Source organism: Cyanobium sp. Tous-M-B4 (assembly GCF_024345395.1).
GTDB lineage: Bacteria > Cyanobacteriota > Cyanobacteriia > PCC-6307 > Cyanobiaceae > Cyanobium_A.
In genome coordinates, this window is record NZ_JAGQBA010000002.1 from 167,583 (window position 1) to 184,758 (window position 17,176).

Annotated in this window: 22 protein-coding genes; 13 read left to right on the top strand and 9 right to left on the bottom strand. The window is 58.5% G+C overall.

All coding sequences use genetic code 11. The features are described from left to right. Nucleotides 1-1,008 carry an ABC transporter substrate-binding protein gene (locus KBY73_RS03970; protein ID WP_315858398.1) on the top strand — a complete coding sequence of 336 codons (1,008 nt, stop codon included), beginning with the start codon at nucleotides 1-3 and terminating at the stop codon, nucleotides 1,006-1,008. On the opposite strand, the gene KBY73_RS03975 is transcribed toward KBY73_RS03970, so the two are convergent. Then, a complete protein-coding gene (locus tag KBY73_RS03975) occupies nucleotides 937-1,218 on the bottom strand; it encodes a DUF2283 domain-containing protein (protein WP_315858399.1) in 282 nt (93 codons plus the stop codon). The two genes, KBY73_RS03970 and KBY73_RS03975, sit on opposite strands and share 72 nt — an antisense overlap. Nucleotides 1,219-1,404: 186 nt before the next feature. Here KBY73_RS03975 and KBY73_RS03980 point away from each other — a divergent pair, with 186 nt between their 5' ends. From KBY73_RS03980 to KBY73_RS03990, 3 genes are all read left to right on the top strand, one after another. Further along, the gene (locus tag KBY73_RS03980; RefSeq protein ID WP_254935813.1) at nucleotides 1,405-1,716 is read left to right on the top strand and encodes a CopG family ribbon-helix-helix protein; all 312 of its coding nucleotides are present in this window, start codon (nucleotides 1,405-1,407) and stop codon (nucleotides 1,714-1,716) included. Continuing rightward, nucleotides 1,713-2,066, top strand: a complete 354-nt coding sequence (locus KBY73_RS03985) for a type II toxin-antitoxin system PemK/MazF family toxin (protein ID WP_254935814.1) — start codon at nucleotides 1,713-1,715, stop codon at nucleotides 2,064-2,066. Before KBY73_RS03980 ends, KBY73_RS03985 begins: the two co-directional genes overlap by 4 nt. Nucleotides 2,067-2,176: 110 nt before the next feature. Then, nucleotides 2,177-3,412, top strand: coding sequence for an ATP-binding protein (locus KBY73_RS03990; protein ID WP_254935815.1), 1,236 nt, complete (start codon nucleotides 2,177-2,179; stop codon nucleotides 3,410-3,412). An 18-nt stretch (nucleotides 3,413-3,430) separates the two neighbouring features. Here the strand turns inward: KBY73_RS03990 and KBY73_RS03995 are convergent, their stop codons facing one another. From KBY73_RS03995 to serS, 3 genes are read right to left on the bottom strand one after another with little or no spacing between them, the layout of a single operon-like run. Further along, nucleotides 3,431-3,676, bottom strand: a complete 246-nt coding sequence (locus tag KBY73_RS03995) for a hypothetical protein (protein WP_254935816.1) — start codon at nucleotides 3,674-3,676, stop codon at nucleotides 3,431-3,433. Then, nucleotides 3,655-3,924, bottom strand: coding sequence for a hypothetical protein (locus KBY73_RS04000; protein ID WP_254935817.1), 270 nt, complete (start codon nucleotides 3,922-3,924; stop codon nucleotides 3,655-3,657). Before KBY73_RS04000 ends, KBY73_RS03995 begins: the two co-directional genes overlap by 22 nt. A gap of 12 nt (nucleotides 3,925-3,936) precedes the next feature. Next, on the bottom strand, nucleotides 3,937-5,214 hold the full coding sequence (gene serS / locus KBY73_RS04005) for a serine--tRNA ligase (protein ID WP_254935818.1): 1,278 nt from the start codon (nucleotides 5,212-5,214) through the stop codon (nucleotides 3,937-3,939). Nucleotides 5,215-5,507: 293 nt separating this feature from the next. On the opposite strand from serS, the gene KBY73_RS04010 reads away from it, so the two are divergent. Genes KBY73_RS04010 through KBY73_RS04020 form a run of 4 tightly spaced genes read left to right on the top strand, consistent with a single transcriptional unit; the run spans nucleotide 5,508 to nucleotide 9,346 of the window. Further along, nucleotides 5,508-7,442, top strand: a complete 1,935-nt coding sequence (locus KBY73_RS04010) for a hypothetical protein (protein ID WP_254935819.1) — start codon at nucleotides 5,508-5,510, stop codon at nucleotides 7,440-7,442. Next, nucleotides 7,442-8,140, top strand: a complete 699-nt coding sequence (locus tag KBY73_RS04015; protein WP_254935820.1) for a prepilin-type N-terminal cleavage/methylation domain-containing protein — start codon at nucleotides 7,442-7,444, stop codon at nucleotides 8,138-8,140. The genes KBY73_RS04010 and KBY73_RS04015 overlap by 1 nt, the downstream gene beginning before the upstream one ends. A 5-nt stretch (nucleotides 8,141-8,145) precedes the next feature. After that, nucleotides 8,146-8,751, top strand: coding sequence for a prepilin-type N-terminal cleavage/methylation domain-containing protein (locus tag KBY73_RS15125; RefSeq protein WP_396096541.1), 606 nt, complete (start codon nucleotides 8,146-8,148; stop codon nucleotides 8,749-8,751). After that, nucleotides 8,717-9,346, top strand: coding sequence for a prepilin-type N-terminal cleavage/methylation domain-containing protein (locus tag KBY73_RS04020; RefSeq protein WP_254935821.1), 630 nt, complete (start codon nucleotides 8,717-8,719; stop codon nucleotides 9,344-9,346). Before KBY73_RS15125 ends, KBY73_RS04020 begins: the two co-directional genes overlap by 35 nt. Nucleotides 9,347-9,398: 52 nt before the next feature. Here the strand turns inward: KBY73_RS04020 and KBY73_RS04025 are convergent, their stop codons facing one another. Together KBY73_RS04025 and KBY73_RS04030 are read right to left on the bottom strand one after the other, a co-directional pair. Continuing rightward, nucleotides 9,399-9,671, bottom strand: a complete 273-nt coding sequence (locus KBY73_RS04025; RefSeq protein ID WP_254935822.1) for a NifU family protein — start codon at nucleotides 9,669-9,671, stop codon at nucleotides 9,399-9,401. A gap of 53 nt (nucleotides 9,672-9,724) precedes the next feature. Then, complete coding sequence (locus KBY73_RS04030) at nucleotides 9,725-10,327, bottom strand: hypothetical protein (protein ID WP_254935823.1); 603 nt, start codon at nucleotides 10,325-10,327, stop codon at nucleotides 9,725-9,727. Nucleotides 10,328-10,489: 162 nt separating this feature from the next. On the opposite strand from KBY73_RS04030, the gene lepA reads away from it, so the two are divergent. Beyond that, nucleotides 10,490-12,298, top strand: coding sequence for a translation elongation factor 4 (gene lepA, locus KBY73_RS04035; RefSeq protein WP_254935824.1), 1,809 nt, complete (start codon nucleotides 10,490-10,492; stop codon nucleotides 12,296-12,298). Between the two features lie 105 nt (nucleotides 12,299-12,403). Here lepA and KBY73_RS04040 read toward each other — a convergent pair whose 3' ends face one another. From KBY73_RS04040 to KBY73_RS04050, 3 genes are read right to left on the bottom strand one after another with little or no spacing between them, the layout of a single operon-like run. Continuing rightward, nucleotides 12,404-12,763 carry a DUF4351 domain-containing protein gene (locus tag KBY73_RS04040; RefSeq protein ID WP_254935825.1) on the bottom strand — a complete coding sequence of 120 codons (360 nt, stop codon included), beginning with the start codon at nucleotides 12,761-12,763 and terminating at the stop codon, nucleotides 12,404-12,406. Then, the gene (locus tag KBY73_RS04045; RefSeq protein ID WP_254935826.1) at nucleotides 12,738-13,208 is read right to left on the bottom strand and encodes an Rpn family recombination-promoting nuclease/putative transposase; all 471 of its coding nucleotides are present in this window, start codon (nucleotides 13,206-13,208) and stop codon (nucleotides 12,738-12,740) included. Before KBY73_RS04045 ends, KBY73_RS04040 begins: the two co-directional genes overlap by 26 nt. 29 nt (nucleotides 13,209-13,237) lie before the next feature. Then, nucleotides 13,238-14,887 carry a bifunctional diguanylate cyclase/phosphodiesterase gene (locus tag KBY73_RS04050; protein ID WP_254935827.1) on the bottom strand — a complete coding sequence of 550 codons (1,650 nt, stop codon included), beginning with the start codon at nucleotides 14,885-14,887 and terminating at the stop codon, nucleotides 13,238-13,240. 175 nt (nucleotides 14,888-15,062) lie between these two features. Between KBY73_RS04050 and KBY73_RS04055 the strand changes: the two genes are divergently transcribed. Genes KBY73_RS04055 through KBY73_RS04070 form a run of 4 tightly spaced genes read left to right on the top strand, consistent with a single transcriptional unit; the run spans nucleotide 15,063 to nucleotide 17,032 of the window. Beyond that, nucleotides 15,063-15,569, top strand: a complete 507-nt coding sequence (locus KBY73_RS04055) for a hypothetical protein (RefSeq protein ID WP_254935828.1) — start codon at nucleotides 15,063-15,065, stop codon at nucleotides 15,567-15,569. Beyond that, the gene (locus KBY73_RS04060) at nucleotides 15,566-15,976 is read left to right on the top strand and encodes a hypothetical protein (RefSeq protein ID WP_254935829.1); all 411 of its coding nucleotides are present in this window, start codon (nucleotides 15,566-15,568) and stop codon (nucleotides 15,974-15,976) included. Before KBY73_RS04055 ends, KBY73_RS04060 begins: the two co-directional genes overlap by 4 nt. Next, the gene (locus KBY73_RS04065) at nucleotides 15,963-16,478 is read left to right on the top strand and encodes a GspH/FimT family pseudopilin (protein ID WP_254935830.1); all 516 of its coding nucleotides are present in this window, start codon (nucleotides 15,963-15,965) and stop codon (nucleotides 16,476-16,478) included. The genes KBY73_RS04060 and KBY73_RS04065 overlap by 14 nt, the downstream gene beginning before the upstream one ends. Beyond that, entirely contained in the window at nucleotides 16,475-17,032 is a 558-nt protein-coding gene (locus KBY73_RS04070) for a prepilin-type N-terminal cleavage/methylation domain-containing protein (RefSeq protein ID WP_254935831.1), read from the top strand. The genes KBY73_RS04065 and KBY73_RS04070 overlap by 4 nt, the downstream gene beginning before the upstream one ends. Nucleotides 17,033-17,176 lie beyond the last annotated feature (144 nt).

Below are 17,176 nucleotides of genomic sequence, written 5' to 3' on the forward strand. Positions count from 1 at the left end.
GTGAGGCAACACCGCTTTAGGCAGCTGCTGGCGGTGGCCACGGCGGTGCTGGTGGCCTCGCTTACGGGCGGCTGCGAAGGCTGGCTTGAGTCCCTTGGGCTTCCCTACAAAATCGAGGTCCCGCTCGCCACTTGGCCGGGCTACGAATACTTTTATTTGGCCAAGCGCAAGCGGTTGGCGGCGGAGCAGAGCCTGCGCCTAGACACGCGCGACTACCCCGATCCGCAGGCAATCGTGCATGCATACCTGCGCGGCGAGCTGGATGTGGCCCAGCTCACCACGGTGGAGGCGGTGGATATCTGCAGTAAGCAACCAAAACGCTGTCCGGTGGTGGTGCTGGTGCTGGATGAATCCCGTGGCGGCGACATGGTGGCCGCCCGGGCTGGCCTGCTCAGCGTCGAAGACCTGCGTGGCCGCAAGGTGGCTGTGACCCCTTCAACCCTGGGGCCTTTTGTGCTCAGTAGGGCGCTTGAGGAGGCGGGTATGGCCCTCAAGGACGTGAAGGTGGTGCCGATGCCGATGGGCGAGATGGCGGGGAGTTTGGCGTGGCGCAAGGTGGATGCGGCGGCGTTCTTTCCGCCATTCAGCGACTACGCCCTGCGGGTGGGTTTGGCTCAGGTGCTGTTTGACAGCAGTCGCATCCCCGGCGAGATCTTCGATGTGCTGGTTGTAGATCCGCTGTTTGCATTGCACCACCGCGACGATCTGGCCCGGCTGCTGCGCACCTGGCAAGCCGCCCATGAATATGCCGATCGCCACCCAGATGAGGCGGATAAGTTGATGGCATTTAGGGAGAAGTTGAGCGTGCCGCGCTTCCGCCAGGCTGAGCAGGGGCTGGTTTATCACTCGTTGCAGGAGCAGGTGCCTTTACTGGAGCCGGGCGGGGTGCTGGCCCAAAACCTCAAGGCGGTGCAGCAGGTGCAGGTGGAGCTGGGCTTAATGAAGCCCGGTGCGCCTCTTCCCCGGGTCGACGATGCACCGCTGCGCCAGGCGCTGAATCAGCCCTGAACGGTTGCGGGCGCACGGTTTTTGGGCTGGCTGAAGAACGGGGCTTATCGGCAGCAGGGTCACCCCAACCGGCTTGCCGAGCTCATCAAAATCAACAATCAGGTTGTCGCTCAGGGCTTCGGAGCTGCTGCTCACCCGATCGGCAAGCTCGATGTAGAGGGTGTCGGTATCTGGGAAATAGCGGATTTTCATGGCGCAGGGGGGCGCCATGCACTTTTTGGAGATGAACTAAGTCTTGGCTAAGTCCACTCACTGAGGCCGTGTGTGGTTCCACTCAGCAGATGTTTGCCGTTTGGCTGGGCACCCCAGCTATTGAGCCGTCGCCTCCCTTTAGGCCGCGAACGGGTATGATCATATTGAGCATCTTATCAACCATGGCCGTCGCGTCATCTCCTTTTGAACGCGTCACGTTTTGAACGCGTCACGGTGACGATGCCGGCGGAGTTAGTTGCTGGCGTTGATCGCTACGAGCGCAACCGCAGTCGCTTCATCACAGAAGCCGTGCGTCATGAACTGAAGCGCCGTCGGCACCTGGAGCTGCTGCGATCACTCGACGAACCCCATCCCGACAGCCTGGCCACCGCCGCTTTGGGGCTGGAGGCCTGGGCTGGGGCGCTGCCCACAGAAGACAGCGATCTGCTCGACCCCACCGCAGGCCTGCCCTTGCGCTGGAGCGCCAATCAAGGCTGGCAAGAACCAGTGACATGAACCTGGCTAGAGGCACTTTGGTGCTCGTTGACCTGGAGCCAACGCTGGGCCATGAACAACAGGGGACTCGGCCTTGTGTGGTGGTGAGCGACGCGGCTGTTAACTGCAACCAGAGCTTTCCCCTGATCGCGGTGGTGCCGGTCACAGGCACTCCTGCCCAAGGGGCGCTCTATCCAGCCTTGGCACCTGGATCCAGCGGACTCACCAAGCCATCGACAGCCCTGGTGGATCAGCTGAGCTCCATCGACAAGCAACGCGTCCGCAGGCGCTATGGCGAGGTGTCACCAGAAGAGCTTGAGGCCATTGACGCGGGCTTGTGTCTGTATCTGGCCCTTGAGCCCCAGCCGTGACTCACCCAGCTGGTCGGCAAAAGCCCCATCAAGAGGCCGGCGAAAACCGGATTAGAAACTCCGCATTTACTGCATTAAGATGCCGGTGTTTCCCGCATCAGCGAGCCTGAGTGCCTGCCTACAGCCCCCGGATCGTGGATGGCGAACTGCGGGAGCTGTTGGGATCCGCAGGTGCTGTGGTGATCGAAGGGCCTAAGGCCTGCGGCAAGACGATGACGGCCTCGCAGCAATCCGCCTCCCGCGTGTTGCTCGACATCGACCAGGCCGCGCGGCAGGCCTTGGCGGTGGAGCCGAGGCTGGTGCTGGAAGGAGCAAGGCCGCGACTGCTGGATGAGTGGCAGGTGGCACCCGAGCTCTGGAATCAGGTGCGCAGGGCCGTCGATGCCTCCGAGCAGCCCGGCCAGTTTCTGCTCACCGGCTCAGCGGTGCCGGCGGAAGATATCAGCCGCCACACCGGCGCCGGCCGTTTCGGGTTCTTGCGCATGCGGCCCATGAGCTTGTTCGAATCTGGAGTGTCCAACGGCGCCGTGTCGCTGCGTCAGCTGTTTGCTGGCGAGGTGCAGACCGTGGCGGATCCAGGGCTGAGCGTGCAGGATCTCGGTGCGCTGATTGCGCGCGGCGGATGGCCCGCGCAGCAGAGCAGACCTCTGAAAGCGGCGAGCCGGGCCGCCCGCGACTACCTCGAGCAGGTGCGGCAGATTGACATCAGCCGAGTGGATCGCCGCCGCGATCCAGCCAGAGTGGGGGCACTGTTGCGCTCTCTCGGGCGCCATTGCGCCACTGAGGCCAGGCTCTCAACACTGGCCGCCGATGTCGCCCTGGATGAGCGCACCGTGACGGCTTATCTGCAGGCGTTGGAGCAGCTGATGGTGATCGAAGATCAGCCCGCCTGGGCTCCCCATCTGCGCTCGAGGGCGCGGCTGCGCAAGGCCCCAAAGCGTCATTTCGTCGACCCATCGCTGGCGCTGGCGGCCAGCGGGGCTGCTGCGGAGCGATTGCCGGAGGATTTTGAATGGTTCGGGCAGTTGTTCGAATCACTCGTGATCCGCGATTTGCGCGTGCTCAGCCAACCCCTGGAAGGAGAGGTGTTGCACTACCGCGATGACTACGGGGTGGAGGCGGATGCGATCGTGCAGCTGTGCGATGGGCGCTGGGGCGCCATCGAGATCAAGCTCGGCGAGGGGCAGGTTGACGAGGCCGCCGCCAACCTCAAGCGCTTCTCAGACCAGATCGACAGCCAACGCTCGGGGTCAGCGGCGTTTCTGGCCGTGATCTGCAGCAAGGGGTACGGCTATCGCCGGCCCGATGGGGTTGTGGTGGTGCCGGTTGGTGCCCTTGGGCCGTAGCCAGCCTCCTGCAGTGGGCTAGAGAGCCACTGGAAGTTGAGTTTTGAAGGGCTCGGCCAGGAGTTTGGCCAGGCCTGCTGCATTGCGGATGTCTACGCAGAGAAGGGTGGCACCAATGAATTCAAGTGTGTAGCCATCCCCTTCGAGTACCAGATCGGGAATGCCACGCAGGCTGGGATGGCGAAACAGGATGGCCCCGTTTTCGCCATCCACCAGACGCTCCATTCCTTCCAGTTGGGTGCTCAGGTGTTGGGCTTGATCCATCTTCCTGCTCCCAGGCCGTTGGTCACGGTGCGTTGGTCGGTGGGATATGTGGTGATCACCCGTTCCCCATCTTGGCTGAGAATGGCGATCCATGGGCGGTCTTCCCAGTCGGAGACAACCACAGTGGCTGCTGTGCTGAGGTCCAGATGCCGCTGGCCTTGCTTAAGAGCGGCTTGCCAGCTGTTCAGGCGATCACCGTTGATTTCGTAAGTCTCAAGCTTGTCGATCGCGTGCTTGCTTAGCTCCATGGGCTCCCCCCATCACCCCGCACCGATCGTGTCGCCACCGAAGTAAGGCACCAGGGCGGCGGGGAGCTTGACGGAACCATCAGCCTGCTGGCCGGTTTCGAGTAGGGCGGCCATGGTGCGGCCGATGGCGAGGCCGGAGCCGTTGAGGGTGTGGAGCAGGCGGGTGTTTTTGCCATCTTTGAAGCGGATGGCGGAGCGGCGGGCTTGGAAGTCGTTGCACACTGAGCAACTGGAGATCTCGCGGTAGGAGCCGGCGCCGGGCAGCCACACCTCGAGGTCGTAGGTGCGGGCTGCGGAGAAGCCCATATCACCGGTGCAGAGCTCGATCTTGCGGTAGGGCAGCTCGAGGGCTTCCAGCACGGCTTCGGCGTCAGCGGTGATCTGCTGGTGGGCGGCGGAGGAGTGGTCGGGATGGCAAAACCAGTAGAGCTCCACCTTGTTGAACTGGTGCAGTCGGATCAGGCCACGGGTGTCGCGGCCGTAGCTGCCGGCTTCGCGGCGGAAGCAGGGGGTGTAGGCGGCGTATTTGAGCGGCAGCTGCTCAGCGGGAATCACCTCGTCGCGGTGCAGGGAGGTGACTGGTACCTCGGCGGTGGGGGTGAGCCAGAGGTCGTCGTCGGCGCAGCGGAAGCTCTCCTCGGCGAATTTGGGCAGCTGGCCTGAACCCGTGAGGCTGGCGGAATTCACCAGGATCGGCGGCATCACCTCGCGGTAGCCCTTGGCGGTGTGCAGATCGAGCATGAAGCTGATCAGGGACCGCTCCATGCGGGCGCCAGCACCCATCAGGGTGATGAAACGGCTCTGGGCGATCCGCACGGAGCGTTCGGTTTCAAACAGCCCCAGCCGCTCGCCGATCTGCCAGTGCTCCTGCAGGCCAGCTTCGGTGCGGGGGCTGCCCCAACGCTTGATCTCGATGTTGTCGGCTTCGCTGCGACCATCGGGTGCCTCGGGCGAGGGCAGGTTGGGCAGGGCTGATAGGGCATCACGCAGCTGCAGCTCCATGGCTTTTTCCTGCTCCTCGAGGGCCGCTACCTGCTGCTTGATGGCGTTGCCCTGGTCGCGCAGGGCCTGCACCTCGGGACTGTTTGGGGCAGATCCGCCTTGAATCAGCTGCCCCACGGCCTTGCCGATGCGGTTGCCCTCGGCTTGAAGGTTGCTGCGCTGCTCCTCGAGATCGCGCTCCTGGCGGGCGATCTGCTGCAGCGGAGCGAGGTCTAGCGCCATGCCCCGACGGGCCAGCTGGGTGGTGATCAGCTCAGGGCTGTCGCGCAGAAGGCGCTGGTCAAGCACGGCGGCTGAATGTGGTTATCGTAATTTTAAGTGGCGACGCATCAACTACGGCGTTGGAGGAATTTCCAATCCTTTAAAGTGGATTGGACATTGGAATTCCTAGCATTGCTTGGCGCTCGCTTTGATGGGTAGTTTGCGAATTTGTCCGGAGTTTGCAAAAAAAACGCCCCTCCACTTAAAATAGAACACGATCAGCATCACGGGTGGTTGTCACAATGGTCGCTCACAACTCTAAAAGTCGAAGCCGATCCGGGCTTGCTGGCTTGAAAAGCTATAGGGACAGGTCGCAATATTTGAGCCTCTCGCTTAACCAGGTGGTATCAATAAGAAATCTTCTCGCTACATCTGCTAACCAAAAAAGAGCAGGTAACATTGTATTAGCGCTCATTCTTGCTGCTGCCGTAATAGCTACCGGCGCGGCAATTGTATTGCGCAGTCAGGGCTCGTATCTAGGGTCATTTTTCTCCTCAGAAAGCAAAGAGTCTCGCGAAGCTGCTTTGTATGGCCAGCAAGCCATAATTAGCGAATTGGCAAGGACGCCAAATCGTGGATTGCTTCTGGGAAGATCTACAACTACTGGTGGTTTGTTTGCTCCTAGTTCCTGGGCTGCTTCATCTGGCAACCCCGGGCAAAATCCGTGTTCTCTTTCGTCGTCGACCGGTTCTCCGGTCGCTCCAACATCTATAAGTGGCGTCACGACTACATCTAAAGCTGCTGTCAAAAATCAGTCAGACAAGAGTTACTGGCTCCGTTCAGTAGAGTTTAAAAACGAGGCAATTACTGGATCTAGAAGCGCAATTAAATTTAGTAGATCTAACGTGTCCTCTAACTGGAATTCCGCTACAACGGGATCTTATTCGGCATCTGCTGTAAATCTTCAAGGGGCTACCAAAGCCTATATTGAATTAGAAGTAGAAGGTGAATCTGTTCAAGCCGGGAAAACATCAATCTCGAGGATTAAAAAAGAATACGAAGTTGTGCCAAAATGCTGCGGGCGCTCCTTTGGTTACACTTTTGCCAGCCTCGCGGCTCCGACGGCAAGTTTTGGACAGGATTTGAGATCATGTCCCGCTTTTGGCCAAGGAATTTTAAATCTGGTTACAGGTGCGAATGGAAACGGAGTGTTTAATACTACAGGTGGAGCATTTGATTTATGGGAAAATAGTATTGGTACCAATCAAGACCTAGCAGTAACTTTAAATCCCAACGATGTTAAAAGCCTTGACGCAGATACCAGTCTAGCGGGTTCTACTCAAAAATTGCCGCCACAGATTGCGCTTCCTAGTGGCGCATCTATTAGTAATTCAGGTTGTATTACTGGCCAAGTTGCGCTGCCTGCAGCTGGGTTAAGCCCTCCTTCACAAGCATGTACGGGTTCAACAACAGCTGAAACTATTTATCAAGAGCAAACCGGATCTGCCCGTCCAAATTATTCAGGAAAAGGTAAGAATAGAGTGCTTATAAGTTATTCGGGTTGTGGGCCTAATGAGTACAGTGTGAATCCCAATACGGCGCCTCAGCTTCCTTCGGGAGCCATATTAACAGATCGATCACAACAAAATCTAGCTAATCAATCCCCCAGTCCAGACAGGTGCTACCTTCTCTCGAGTAGAACAACAGCTCCAGCTCCTTACTGTACTCAAGTTACCACTGCGAATGGTTCAGAATTTTATTGCAAGATTCGTTATGTTGACATTAGTGGCAATAGCAATGTTAGTGTAGACACAACTGGTGGAAATGTAACGCTATTGTTTACAGATGGCGACACGACGGGTTCGATACTTGGAGGTACGGCAGCTTTTGGGGGAAATGGTGGATTCGAGCATGTCGTCAATGGGAGCACTGCTGCTTTAGCTGATGCTTTCAGGTTTAGAGTTGTCAACAATGTTCTTGGAAGTGACTTTCAGCTTAAAGGCGCTGCTGGGGCTCTTGCGGGCTTTTTTGACCTTCGATATTCCGATGTATTTATAAGCGGTGGTGGAGGAAATGCCAATGTCAATCTTTCTGGGATAGTATGGACTAATAATTTGGATATAGCTGGTAATGTAACCCTTGTAAATCCACCGTCTGGTAACTGTACTGATCCAAATCCGGCTGCTGGCTCTACATGCGCATTACTTAGTGCGCTTTATCCAAAGCTGTTTGACGGCGATCCTACAAATGATGATATTACTCCGGCCAATGATTGGACTCCGCGTAGCGTATTTAGTCTTAACTTATTTCAATAATGACGATTGATATGACTTACGTGGCTTTAAAAGGCAGTTGCCGCCCATTTCTTGATTTGCTTTGGATGCCTAGTTGGCGTCGTAGTAGAGTTTCGGCAGTCTCTTCTAGTCCTTCGAACTTTCTTGAAAAGGTTGCAAAAGCCAGTTCGTCTGGTGCTGGATTTACCTTTGTAGAGGTATTGATGACTGTTGTGATTGTGGCAGTGGCCGCTGTAGCAGCTGCGGTCAGCACAAATGTGGCTGTTAGATTTTCAAATAAAGCACTTGATAGTACGCGTATTGATTCTCTCATCGATCGAGATATTGCTTCCCTAGAGAGGGCTTCATTCCAGTACACATATTGCACGGGAACATATAAGTGGGATTCTTCCCCATGCGGGTCCGCGGCTCCAGGTTCGCAAAATTACTATTTCCCTCTTGCTACTCCATCCTCTTCGGCGAATGCAGTCAATTTTGGTGCTGCTTGCACAGGCGGCACGATGACAAATTCATTGACAGACGCTATTAATGGAGGAGATAGCACTCTTGCGTTATCCCCTTCTGCGACAGCTCTTGGAATCTCAAGGGAGGTTACTCTTGATAGTGCCAGTGCTCATCGTCTTTTAATTGAGTATAGGTTGAATAATTCAGTTAAGCGACAAAGGGCTGTGGTGCCTGCCGCGGCATATTGGTGTCCAGATACGGAACCACTACTATAATTACTATGCACCTGTTTTCCCCCTATCCAAGATCTGGAAGCCCGAACAATGCGCTACGCCGATGCAAAAGCTCTGAGTGTGGCCTTTCTCTGGCTGAACTTCTTATCGTAATTGTAATCTTAGGGATATTTGCCGCCATAACTTTAGAGTCATATAATTCTTTTCAGCGAAGAGAGCGCGTCAATGCAGTCGCCCTTTCTATCTACGGCTGGTTGAATGAAGTAAGGCAGGCTAGTCTTCGCCTTCAAGACTCTGGCTGTATGGTTACTTTTGCAAGCGGCAGTATTGCTGCTGGGCAGCAGCTGGCAAGTGTTGAGACCGGCTCGAGTTGTGCTGCGATTTTGGGGGCTAACTCTAGCCTTGTTCTTGATCGAGATTTGACCAATGGGTTAATTACTCAAATAGGCCCATCTGTACTTTCTGTCACATACACTCCTAGGACGTTGTCCACGAATGTCTCAGATATTACCATTGGATTGACTGTAGATGCTAAGGCCCCGCAGCGCTGCTTACTTGTTTCTGCTGTATCTGGCTCTATTCAGGTCGGCCGTAACAATTCATCTTCCTCAACGACGGGTGTTTGCTCCTATTCCACTCAGCGTAGTATTTGACGTGAAGTATTCCGTCGGCCTCCGTTCTTATTTCAGGCTTTTGGCTAAATCAGGGAATGGCTACTCCCTTGTCGAGCTCTTGGTTGTAGTCGTCGTGATTGGAATAATCTCTCTTGCTCTGACTAGTTTCCTTTCCACCCAGCTGTTTGAATCATTGCGATTCGAAAAGGCTAGTCGAGAGACTGACGACGCGTCCCGTGTCCAACATCTTTTGGATACGGAGGTGTCTGAATCGGATGATGTTCTTTATCCTGGTTCGGTTACTGTCCCTGCTGTTTGCGGAGCTGGGGATCTCGTTTTCGCGCTTGACATTCCTAATCAATACAATGTAGCCACCGGATTGCCTAATTATTACAGAACATATTATCTTACTGGTGCATCGGGCGGGATTACCCGTTGTGGCAAGCCTGTTGTCGCGACTGGTGCTCTTGATTTTGCTTCCAGCGATGTCAGCTCGTCAATCTCTTCAAATATTTCGTTGGAAGTGGTGGCCTCGGGCTCTGGAGCGGAAGTACTCGAGTACAGGCTTTCGAGCTTAAATGGCCGGATCCTGGTTGATGGAAGAGCTTATGGGCAGGCTGAGGCGATCCGATGATGGTTGTCTATCAAAAATCTAATATTTAGCCTTAGATATCTTAGGAATAAGTTCAAAGAACCTGCACCACCTCTGATACCTCAGGAATTGCCTCCCGCAGCTTGCGCTCGATGCCCATCTTCAGCGTCATCGTGCTGCTGGGGCAGCTGCCGCAGGCTCCCTGCAGGCGAACTTTCACGATCGGGCCGTCGATTTCCACTACTTCCACGTTGCCGCCGTCGGCCATCAGGTAGGGGCGCAGCTCATCGAGGGTGCGCTCCACGTTTTCCAGCGTCAGGGCGTGGGGATCTTGGGCGGGGGCTGCGGGGGTGGTTTCGCTGCTCATTGGGGCCAGCCTGCATGGCTTTCCAGTTTAGGACGGTTGGGCCTGCGCCTGGCTTAGTCCAGGTGGAAATGGGCGAATAGGTTTGCGGCTGGGTCCTGCCGACCGTTGGTGCGCCAGCGAGTTACCAGCTCTTTGAGGCTTTTTTCATAGCGCCGCCGCTTCTGCGCGATCCGGCCCAGATAAAGCACCCCTGGGATGATGCCTGGTATCAAAAGCAGCAGGCCGATCCAGATGTCGCGCCTGTGGTAGCCCTTAGCCGGGAACCTACGGCCACTGCTGATCGCCCAGGCCAGCGCCCGGATTTCCTCGGGGAGATTGCGGTAATTACGTTTATTTGATTGGTCGTTTGCATAGGGCGTGATCTCCAGCTTTGCCTTGCGGGTCATATCCCGCGCAATCTGACGCCGCACGCCGATCACCTCCCTTGCCTTAGCCAGGGGCACCCGGGCAATCATCTGGCCCTTGGCAGTCATCAGCGTGAAGCTGGTCGCACTGATGCGCGACTGCTCCAGGGAGCCATACGTGCCATCAGCCAGCTTGCCCTCCTCCCTTGCCACATCCTGGGCTGCGGCAAACAGCAGGTTCAGACCCTCCTCCCGATTCACTAGCCGGCGCTCGTCTCGGGCTTGCGGCTTGGGAAGGTGCGGCTGATCCATGGATATAGCGCTGGCTGAAAACTAACTTTCAATCCTATGCCTTATAGAGTTATTCGCATGCAGTTGGGGGCGATTCCTCGATTGGTAGGTCAGCTGGCCGTTTCGCCCCAGGTTTCCGTCTCCTAGGCTGGCGGGAGCACCCATGAAGCCTCCGCCGGCACGATGACTGACGTTCCCGTTCAGCGGATCCGTAATTTCTGCATCATCGCCCACATCGACCACGGGAAATCCACCCTGGCCGACCGGCTGCTGCAGGACACCGGCACCGTTGCGGCTCGCGACATGCAGGCGCAGTTTCTCGACAACATGGAGCTGGAGCGTGAACGCGGCATCACCATCAAGCTCCAGCCCGCCCGTATGGAATACACCGCGGCCGATGGTGAGAGCTACATCCTCAACCTGATTGATACTCCCGGCCACGTTGACTTTTCCTATGAAGTAAGCCGTTCATTGCAGGCTTGTGAAGGCGCCCTGCTGGTAGTAGATGCCAGCCAGGGCGTGGAAGCCCAAACCCTGGCCAATGTCTACCTGGCGCTTGAAAACAATCTTGAGATCATTCCTGTCCTAAACAAGATTGATCTGCCTGGCGCCGATGCAGACCGCATCGCGGAAGAAATTGAAGCAATCATCGGGCTCGATTGCTCCAATGCAATTCATTGCTCAGCAAAAACTGGTCTCGGGGTGCCCGAAATCCTCCAGGCTGTGGTGGATCGGGTGCCGGCTCCCGCCGACAAAGTGGCTGAGCCGCTGCGGGCCTTGATATTCGACTCCTATTACGACGCCTACCGGGGCGTGATCGTGTATTTCCGTGTGATCTCCGGTTCGATCAGCAAGCGCGACAAGGTGCTACTGATGGCCAGCGGCAAGGTAGTGGAACTCGATGAGGTGGGCGTGATGGCGCCCGATCAGCGCCAGGTGGATTCACTCCATGCCGGCGAGGTGGGTTACATGGCCGCTTCTATCAAGGCCGTTGCCGATGCCCGCGTTGGCGACACCATCACGCTGGCAGCCAATCCTGCCGCTGAGCCGTTGCCCGGTTACACCGAGGCCAAGCCCATGGTGTTCTGCGGGCTGTTTCCCACCGACGCCGACCAATACCCTGATCTACGCGAAGCCCTAGACAAGCTGCAGCTTTCCGATGCCGCGCTCAAATATGAGCCGGAAACCAGTAGCGCCATGGGCTTTGGTTTCCGTTGTGGCTTCCTTGGCTTGCTGCACATGGAGATCGTGCAGGAGCGGCTGGAGCGGGAATACAACCTTGATCTGATTGTTACCGCGCCATCGGTGATCTATCAGGTGAACATGCTTGATAACACATTGATGATGGTGGACAATCCCGCCACCCTGCCCGACCCGCAAAAGCGTGAATCCATAGAAGAGCCCTATGTGAAGCTCGAGATTTACACCCCCAACATCTATAACGGCGCCCTGATGGAGCTGTGCCAAGAGCGGCGCGGTGAATTTATCGATATGAAATACATCACCACCGACCGGGTGACTCTCCACTACGAGATGCCGCTGGCGGAGGTGGTTACAGACTTCTTTGACCAGATGAAGTCGCGCACCAAGGGCTACGCCTCAATGGAATACAGCCTGATCGGCTACCGCAAAAATGAGCTGGTGCGTCTTGATGTATTGATCAATGGCGAGAAGGCCGACCCGCTCACCACCATCGTGCACCGCGATAAGGCCTACAACGTAGGCAAGGGTTTGGTGGAGAAACTCAAGGAGCTGATCCCCCGCCAGCAGTTCAAAATTCCAATCCAGGCCTCGATCGGCAGCCGCATCATTGCCTCCGAAAGCATCAGCGCCATGCGCAAAGATGTGCTAGCAAAGTGCTATGGCGGCGACATCTCCCGCAAGAAAAAGCTACTGCAAAAGCAAGCCAAGGGCAAAAAGCGCATGAAGGCCATGGGTAAAGTCGATGTGCCCCAAGAGGCCTTCATGGCCGTTCTCAAGCTGAACCAGTAGGGCGCTGTGGCTACTGTGTTGTGTGACGAGGCCGCCAGCTTTGGTCTGAATGGTTTAAGGGGCTGAACGTTTGCCCTCCTGAATTCTGTACAGGCTGTACGGAATTCAGGCGAGTGCTGCGAACCAGGCGGCCAGGTCGTCTGGTCCCTGAAAATCGAGCAGGGCTTCCGCCAAGGCCTCGAGTTGCTCCAGCGGCAGTGCCTCGATCTGGGCAGTGGTGGCGGCGCTCAGTGGGCCGCAGCGGCGGCTCAGCAGACGCAGGGTGACGCGGGCTTCTCCTCGGGCTTCTCCCCGCGCTTCTCCTTCGGCGAAGCCAATGCCGACGATCTCTTTGTAGATGCGGCTTTGGGTGAAGTCTTCAACGGTGATGCCGCCCATGGCGCATACCTCCGGGATAGATCGGGTTGGAAAGCGTGTTACCAAGATAGCGGCGATCACATCATCGAGCTCCGCTGTCCAGGGCATGCTCTTGGCTGCCGCTTGCTGACGCAAGAGCCAGAGATGCGTTGGGCGGCCAGTGCTCAGGCAGCAGTTCCACCCAGCGCACGCGATGCTCCAGAAATTTAGCCACAGGCTCCACTGCCCCGAAATGGAGCTGACGCGACGGGGCGATCACCACCACTCGCCAAGCATTGATGCTTGGCTCCTGCTGCAGAAGGCGCGCTGATTCGGCGTAAAGGCGCCGCAAAAAGCCGGCATCGGCAGCCATCTGGGCCTCGAGGATCAAGGCCGGCAGGTCGGGTCGATCGGCTGGAGGCAGAAAGAGACCGTCGAGTCGATATTCGCGTTCTTTCAGTGCGGGTGCTGAAAAGGTGTGACCCGCAGCGTCAGCAGGAAGCCCCTCAACTAGCGAGAGGATCCGGTCGGGATTGTTCTGGAACAGCCAGAAGAACAGCTTGTCGGAGAGCATTTAAGAATCTTGTACAGTCTTCGACGGCCCTAGGTGCCAGCACTAATGGCTGCGTCGTAGCAAGCGGCGAGCTCTGCAACTGGTAGGGGTTTGCTGAATAAATAGCCTTGGAAGTATTTAATGCCTAGTTTGCGTAGGGCTTGGAAGGTTGCCTCATCTTCTACTCCTTCTGCTACTAGGTGTAGGGGCATCTGGGTGGACATGCCAGCGATCACTTCGACGATCTGGCGGGCGTAGGGATCGGTGTGCAGAGCTAGCACAAAGGAACGATCGATTTTTATCTCGTTTGGCTGCAGCGTATTGATCAAGTTGAGCGAGGAGTAGCCGGTGCCGAAGTCATCTAGCGACAGCTCGATGCCAGCGGCGCGTAAGGCCTGCAGATTTGCTTCAGTGGTGGCGGAGCGATCCAGAATTGATGCCTCTGTGATCTCGAGCGTCAACCTTTTGGGATCGACGCCGGTGCGCTCCAGCATGCCCAGCAGCCTTGCCTGCAGCTGCGGATCACTTAATTGCGACGGGCTCACGTTGCTGGAGAGCCTCAGCCCAGGCTGTTGCAGGGCGCCATCAAGGGCTAGGAAGCCATCGAGGCTCAGCTGGAACAGGTGCTCACCCAGCTCCCGCATCATGCGGTAGCGCTCGGCGATATCGAGAAACACATCTGGGCCGATGAAGCCCCGACTGGGGTGCCGCCAGCGGGCCAAGGCTTCTACGCCGCGCAGCCTTTGCTCCTTATCCACCACCGGTTGGAAAGCCATGCTCAAGCCGCCTTGGCGCAGGGCATCTTTGAGGTCGGCGTAGAGCTGGTAGTCGTCGTAGCTGCCTTTGGCAGTGGCTACATCGAATACGGCTACGCGGGCGTGCTGCTGGCTCTTGGCTTGATCCATCGCCAGGTCGGACTGGCGCAGGATTGCTTCTGGATCGCTGGAGTCGGGATCCACCACATTTACGCCAATGCTGATATCGATATCGATGCTCACATTGCCGAGGTTGGCTAGCTCCTCAAACATCGCCATGATCCGGCAGGCAAACAAATGGGCGTGGGCCTTGAGGGTTTGCTCGGAGTTGCTCTTAATCGCCGATAGATCCATCAGCACCGCAAATTCATCACCACCTAGGCGGGAGAGGAAATCGCCAGCTCGAATTGTGTCTTTGAGCCGCTGCGAAACCGCTACCAGCGCCCGGTCGCCGGTGGCGTGGCCGTAGGTGTCGTTGATTGCTTTGAACTTATCGACATCAATAAACAACACCGCAAAGCGCTTACGCGAGCGCTTGGAGCGGGCTGATTCGATCTGCACCTGCTCAATGAAATGACGCCGATTGGGCAGCTGGGTCAGTGAATCGAGTAGCGCCAGCGACCGCGCTGATTCCAGCAGCCACTCCATGCGGCTGGCCAGTTGGTTCACCTTGAAGTTGATCTCACTGCGCTTAAAGCTGTCGGGTGGCATGCCCAGCTGCTGCAGCACCGCATCGAGGTTGCGGCTGGTCTGCCGCAGCCGCCGGCTCGACTTGTGCTCCAGCTGCAGTTCGCGCAGGTTTTGGCGCCGCCGCTCCAGCATCACTTTGGCGCGCACCAGCAGCACCACCGCCACCAGCCCGGCGAACACCAGTAGGTCGCGGCCCAAGTACCAGGCCAGTACTGACGTGAGCAGCAGCAGCGCCAGTAGCAATGGCTTGCGCATTTGCGAGCGCGGATGCTCCCGTCGCTCCTGCTTCCACCAGGACCGCACCGGTCGTTGCAGCAAAGCTCGCACCGGGGGGCGCATTTGATCTCACTAGTGGCCGCAAATTAGCGCCGCTTCAAGGATTTTGCCGCCCGTGGGAACACTGATCGCGTCGTTGTGCGCCAGGTGCCCCATGGCCCGGTTCCCCCGTTCCCTAGCTAGTCCCCCTCCAATGGCGGCTGGTTTTGTGTTGCCCCTCTCTGCCACAGCCTCGCTGCTGCTAGTGCTGAGCAGCGTTTCGCTGCAGGCTGCGGCCCTGCAGGCCCGCAGCCAGGTGCAGGCTGGCCAGCGGTTGCGGCAGGCGGAAGATCAGTTGATGTCGGCGGCCCAACACCTGCTGGCGGCGCCAGCTACCCCCGCCGTGGGCCAAACCGGCCAGGTGGGCCCGGTTGCCTACCGCTTGGTGGCTTTTGATGGCCCCCATTGGGATGGCGCACATGCTGCAGGTGGCCTGCAGCGGGGCCGAGCTGCCGCCACCTTGGAACTGCAGCCCACCGCTGAGCAGCCCCGCGCCCTGCGGGCGGCCTATGGCCTGGAGCTGGCCCGCACCATTACGCCCGATGGCCCCGGCAGCCAGCAGCTACTGGCAGTGCGGGAGCTGGGCTTGCGCGGTCGCACCAGCCAGGGGGTGGCGCCATGAACTTGGTAGAAGCGATGGTGGCCTCGGCCATGTTTGTGACCTCGTCTAGCTGCTCCTTGCAGTTGTGGTCGGGCAGCGCCAGCTGGGCGCGTCAGGCGGAAGCGCAGCAGCAGCAGGCGGCCCAACTGGAGGCAGCCCTCCTGGCTAGCCAGGCCCAGCTCACGGCCCTGGCCGGCACAACGATCGCCGCTGATTGCACGGCCGCCAGCAGCTGGCTTGTGGCCCATTTGCAAAGCCTCCCCAGCGGCGAGGGCATCGTGCGCCAGGTGAGCACCGAGCCCGGGGCCCTGGTGCGGTTGCAGGTTGCTGGTGCTGGTGGTGTGCAGCGCCAGCGCTGGCTAAGCCCAGCGGCCTACGGCTTGTGTGGATCGCAACCTGCAGCGGAGCCGAGCGATGCAACGACCTGACTCAGGCTTCAGCCTGGCCGAGCTCCTGGTGGCGGTGGCGGTGCTGGGCTTGCTGGCCAGCCTGGCCATAGATGGCGGCCAGCGCAGCCTGGCGCGGATGAGGGTGGAGGCGGCCAGCCGCCGGCTCGGGGTGGGCCTGGAGGCTGCGCGCCGGCAAGCCCAGAGCCAAGGCCAGCCCTGTGCTCTTGAGCTCGGTGCCAGCGGTTGGAGCGAGCCCAGTGGCGGCAGCCTGGCCGGCTGTCTGACGGCAGTGGTGGCCAGCAGCGAGCAGCAAGACAGCGACGCCGTGACGCTCCAGCACAACCTGCCCGGGGCCCTGCGTTTCAGCAGCAACGGACTGATTCTCGATGGCGGCACGGTGGTGATCGCTGCGCCTGGCACGGAACTGCGCCGCTGCCTGGTGGTGTCACTGCCGCTGGGGGTGAGCCGCCTGGGTCGCTACACCGGCCCCCTGGACGGCCCACCCAGCAGCAGTGCCTGCCTTGCCGATGGGGCTCTATGAAAGCGATTGCCAAGGCAAACGCCAGGGGCTTTTCCCTGGTGGAGCTGCTGCTTGCTCTTTTGATTGGTTGCTCGTTAAGCGGGCTGCTGTTGCAGGCTGTTTTGGCCGAGCTCAGCAGCGGTCAGCGCTTTGCTCGGCTGCTGCGCGAGCGGGCCGTGGCCCGGCGCACGCTGGAGCTGGTGCGGGGCGACCTGCTCCAAGCCCGGGGCCTCGCCGATCCCGCCGGGCTGGCGCCGGCCTGCAACCTGGCGGGCCGCAGAGTGGTGCTGCATCTCGATACTGCCTCTGGACCGATCACCTATTCATTGGGCAAGCCGGCTGAACCGATCTGGCGGGGCCAGGTGCTGATGCGCTGCGGACCGGCCTATGGCCTGCATGGCGAGCTGGGCAGCGGGGCGGCGCAAAACCGAGTGGTGCTCGATGCCCTGGCGGCCAGCGCTGGCTTCCGGGCCCAGCCCGCTAGCGCGGGGGTGCTGCAGCTGGAATTGGCGCAGGCCTGGGCCGATGGGGGGCGGCTGAGCTCCCGCTTGCCGGTGGCCATTGGGGCAAATTAAGCAAGCTGCCGGCTGGAGCGGCGGGGTGCTGAAAGCTCTCCTGAATTCAGTACAACCTGTACAGATTTAGGGAGGCGCCCACATTGCCAAGGCTTCCCCCTGAGCCGCCCGCTTCTCCACAGACGCCCGGAAATCTGCCCAGAT

Bases quoted from the DNA above. Each gene is read 5' to 3' on its own strand.
- KBY73_RS04040 (WP_254935825.1), bottom strand. From the start codon at position 12,763: ATGCCCTGGACAGCGGAGCTCGATGATGTGATCGCCGCTATCTTGGTA.
- KBY73_RS03995 (WP_254935816.1), bottom strand. From the start codon at position 3,676: ATGGATCAAGCCCAACACCTGAGCACCCAACTGGAAGGAATGGAGCGT.
- KBY73_RS15125 (WP_396096541.1), top strand. From the start codon at position 8,146: ATGCACCTGTTTTCCCCCTATCCAAGATCTGGAAGCCCGAACAATGCG.
- KBY73_RS04045 (WP_254935826.1), bottom strand. From the start codon at position 13,208: ATGCTCTCCGACAAGCTGTTCTTCTGGCTGTTCCAGAACAATCCCGAC.
- KBY73_RS04050 (WP_254935827.1), bottom strand. From the start codon at position 14,887: ATGCGCAAGCCATTGCTACTGGCGCTGCTGCTGCTCACGTCAGTACTG.
- lepA (WP_254935824.1), top strand. From the start codon at position 10,490: ATGACTGACGTTCCCGTTCAGCGGATCCGTAATTTCTGCATCATCGCC.
- KBY73_RS04000 (WP_254935817.1), bottom strand. From the start codon at position 3,924: ATGGAGCTAAGCAAGCACGCGATCGACAAGCTTGAGACTTACGAAATC.
- KBY73_RS03975 (WP_315858399.1), bottom strand. From the start codon at position 1,218: ATGGCGCCCCCCTGCGCCATGAAAATCCGCTATTTCCCAGATACCGAC.
- KBY73_RS04030 (WP_254935823.1), bottom strand. From the start codon at position 10,327: ATGGATCAGCCGCACCTTCCCAAGCCGCAAGCCCGAGACGAGCGCCGG.
- KBY73_RS04065 (WP_254935830.1), top strand. From the start codon at position 15,963: ATGCAACGACCTGACTCAGGCTTCAGCCTGGCCGAGCTCCTGGTGGCG.
- KBY73_RS04055 (WP_254935828.1), top strand. From the start codon at position 15,063: ATGGCCCGGTTCCCCCGTTCCCTAGCTAGTCCCCCTCCAATGGCGGCT.
- KBY73_RS04060 (WP_254935829.1), top strand. From the start codon at position 15,566: ATGAACTTGGTAGAAGCGATGGTGGCCTCGGCCATGTTTGTGACCTCG.
- KBY73_RS03985 (WP_254935814.1), top strand. From the start codon at position 1,713: ATGAACCTGGCTAGAGGCACTTTGGTGCTCGTTGACCTGGAGCCAACG.
- KBY73_RS04015 (WP_254935820.1), top strand. From the start codon at position 7,442: ATGACGATTGATATGACTTACGTGGCTTTAAAAGGCAGTTGCCGCCCA.
- KBY73_RS04025 (WP_254935822.1), bottom strand. From the start codon at position 9,671: ATGAGCAGCGAAACCACCCCCGCAGCCCCCGCCCAAGATCCCCACGCC.
- KBY73_RS04070 (WP_254935831.1), top strand. From the start codon at position 16,475: ATGAAAGCGATTGCCAAGGCAAACGCCAGGGGCTTTTCCCTGGTGGAG.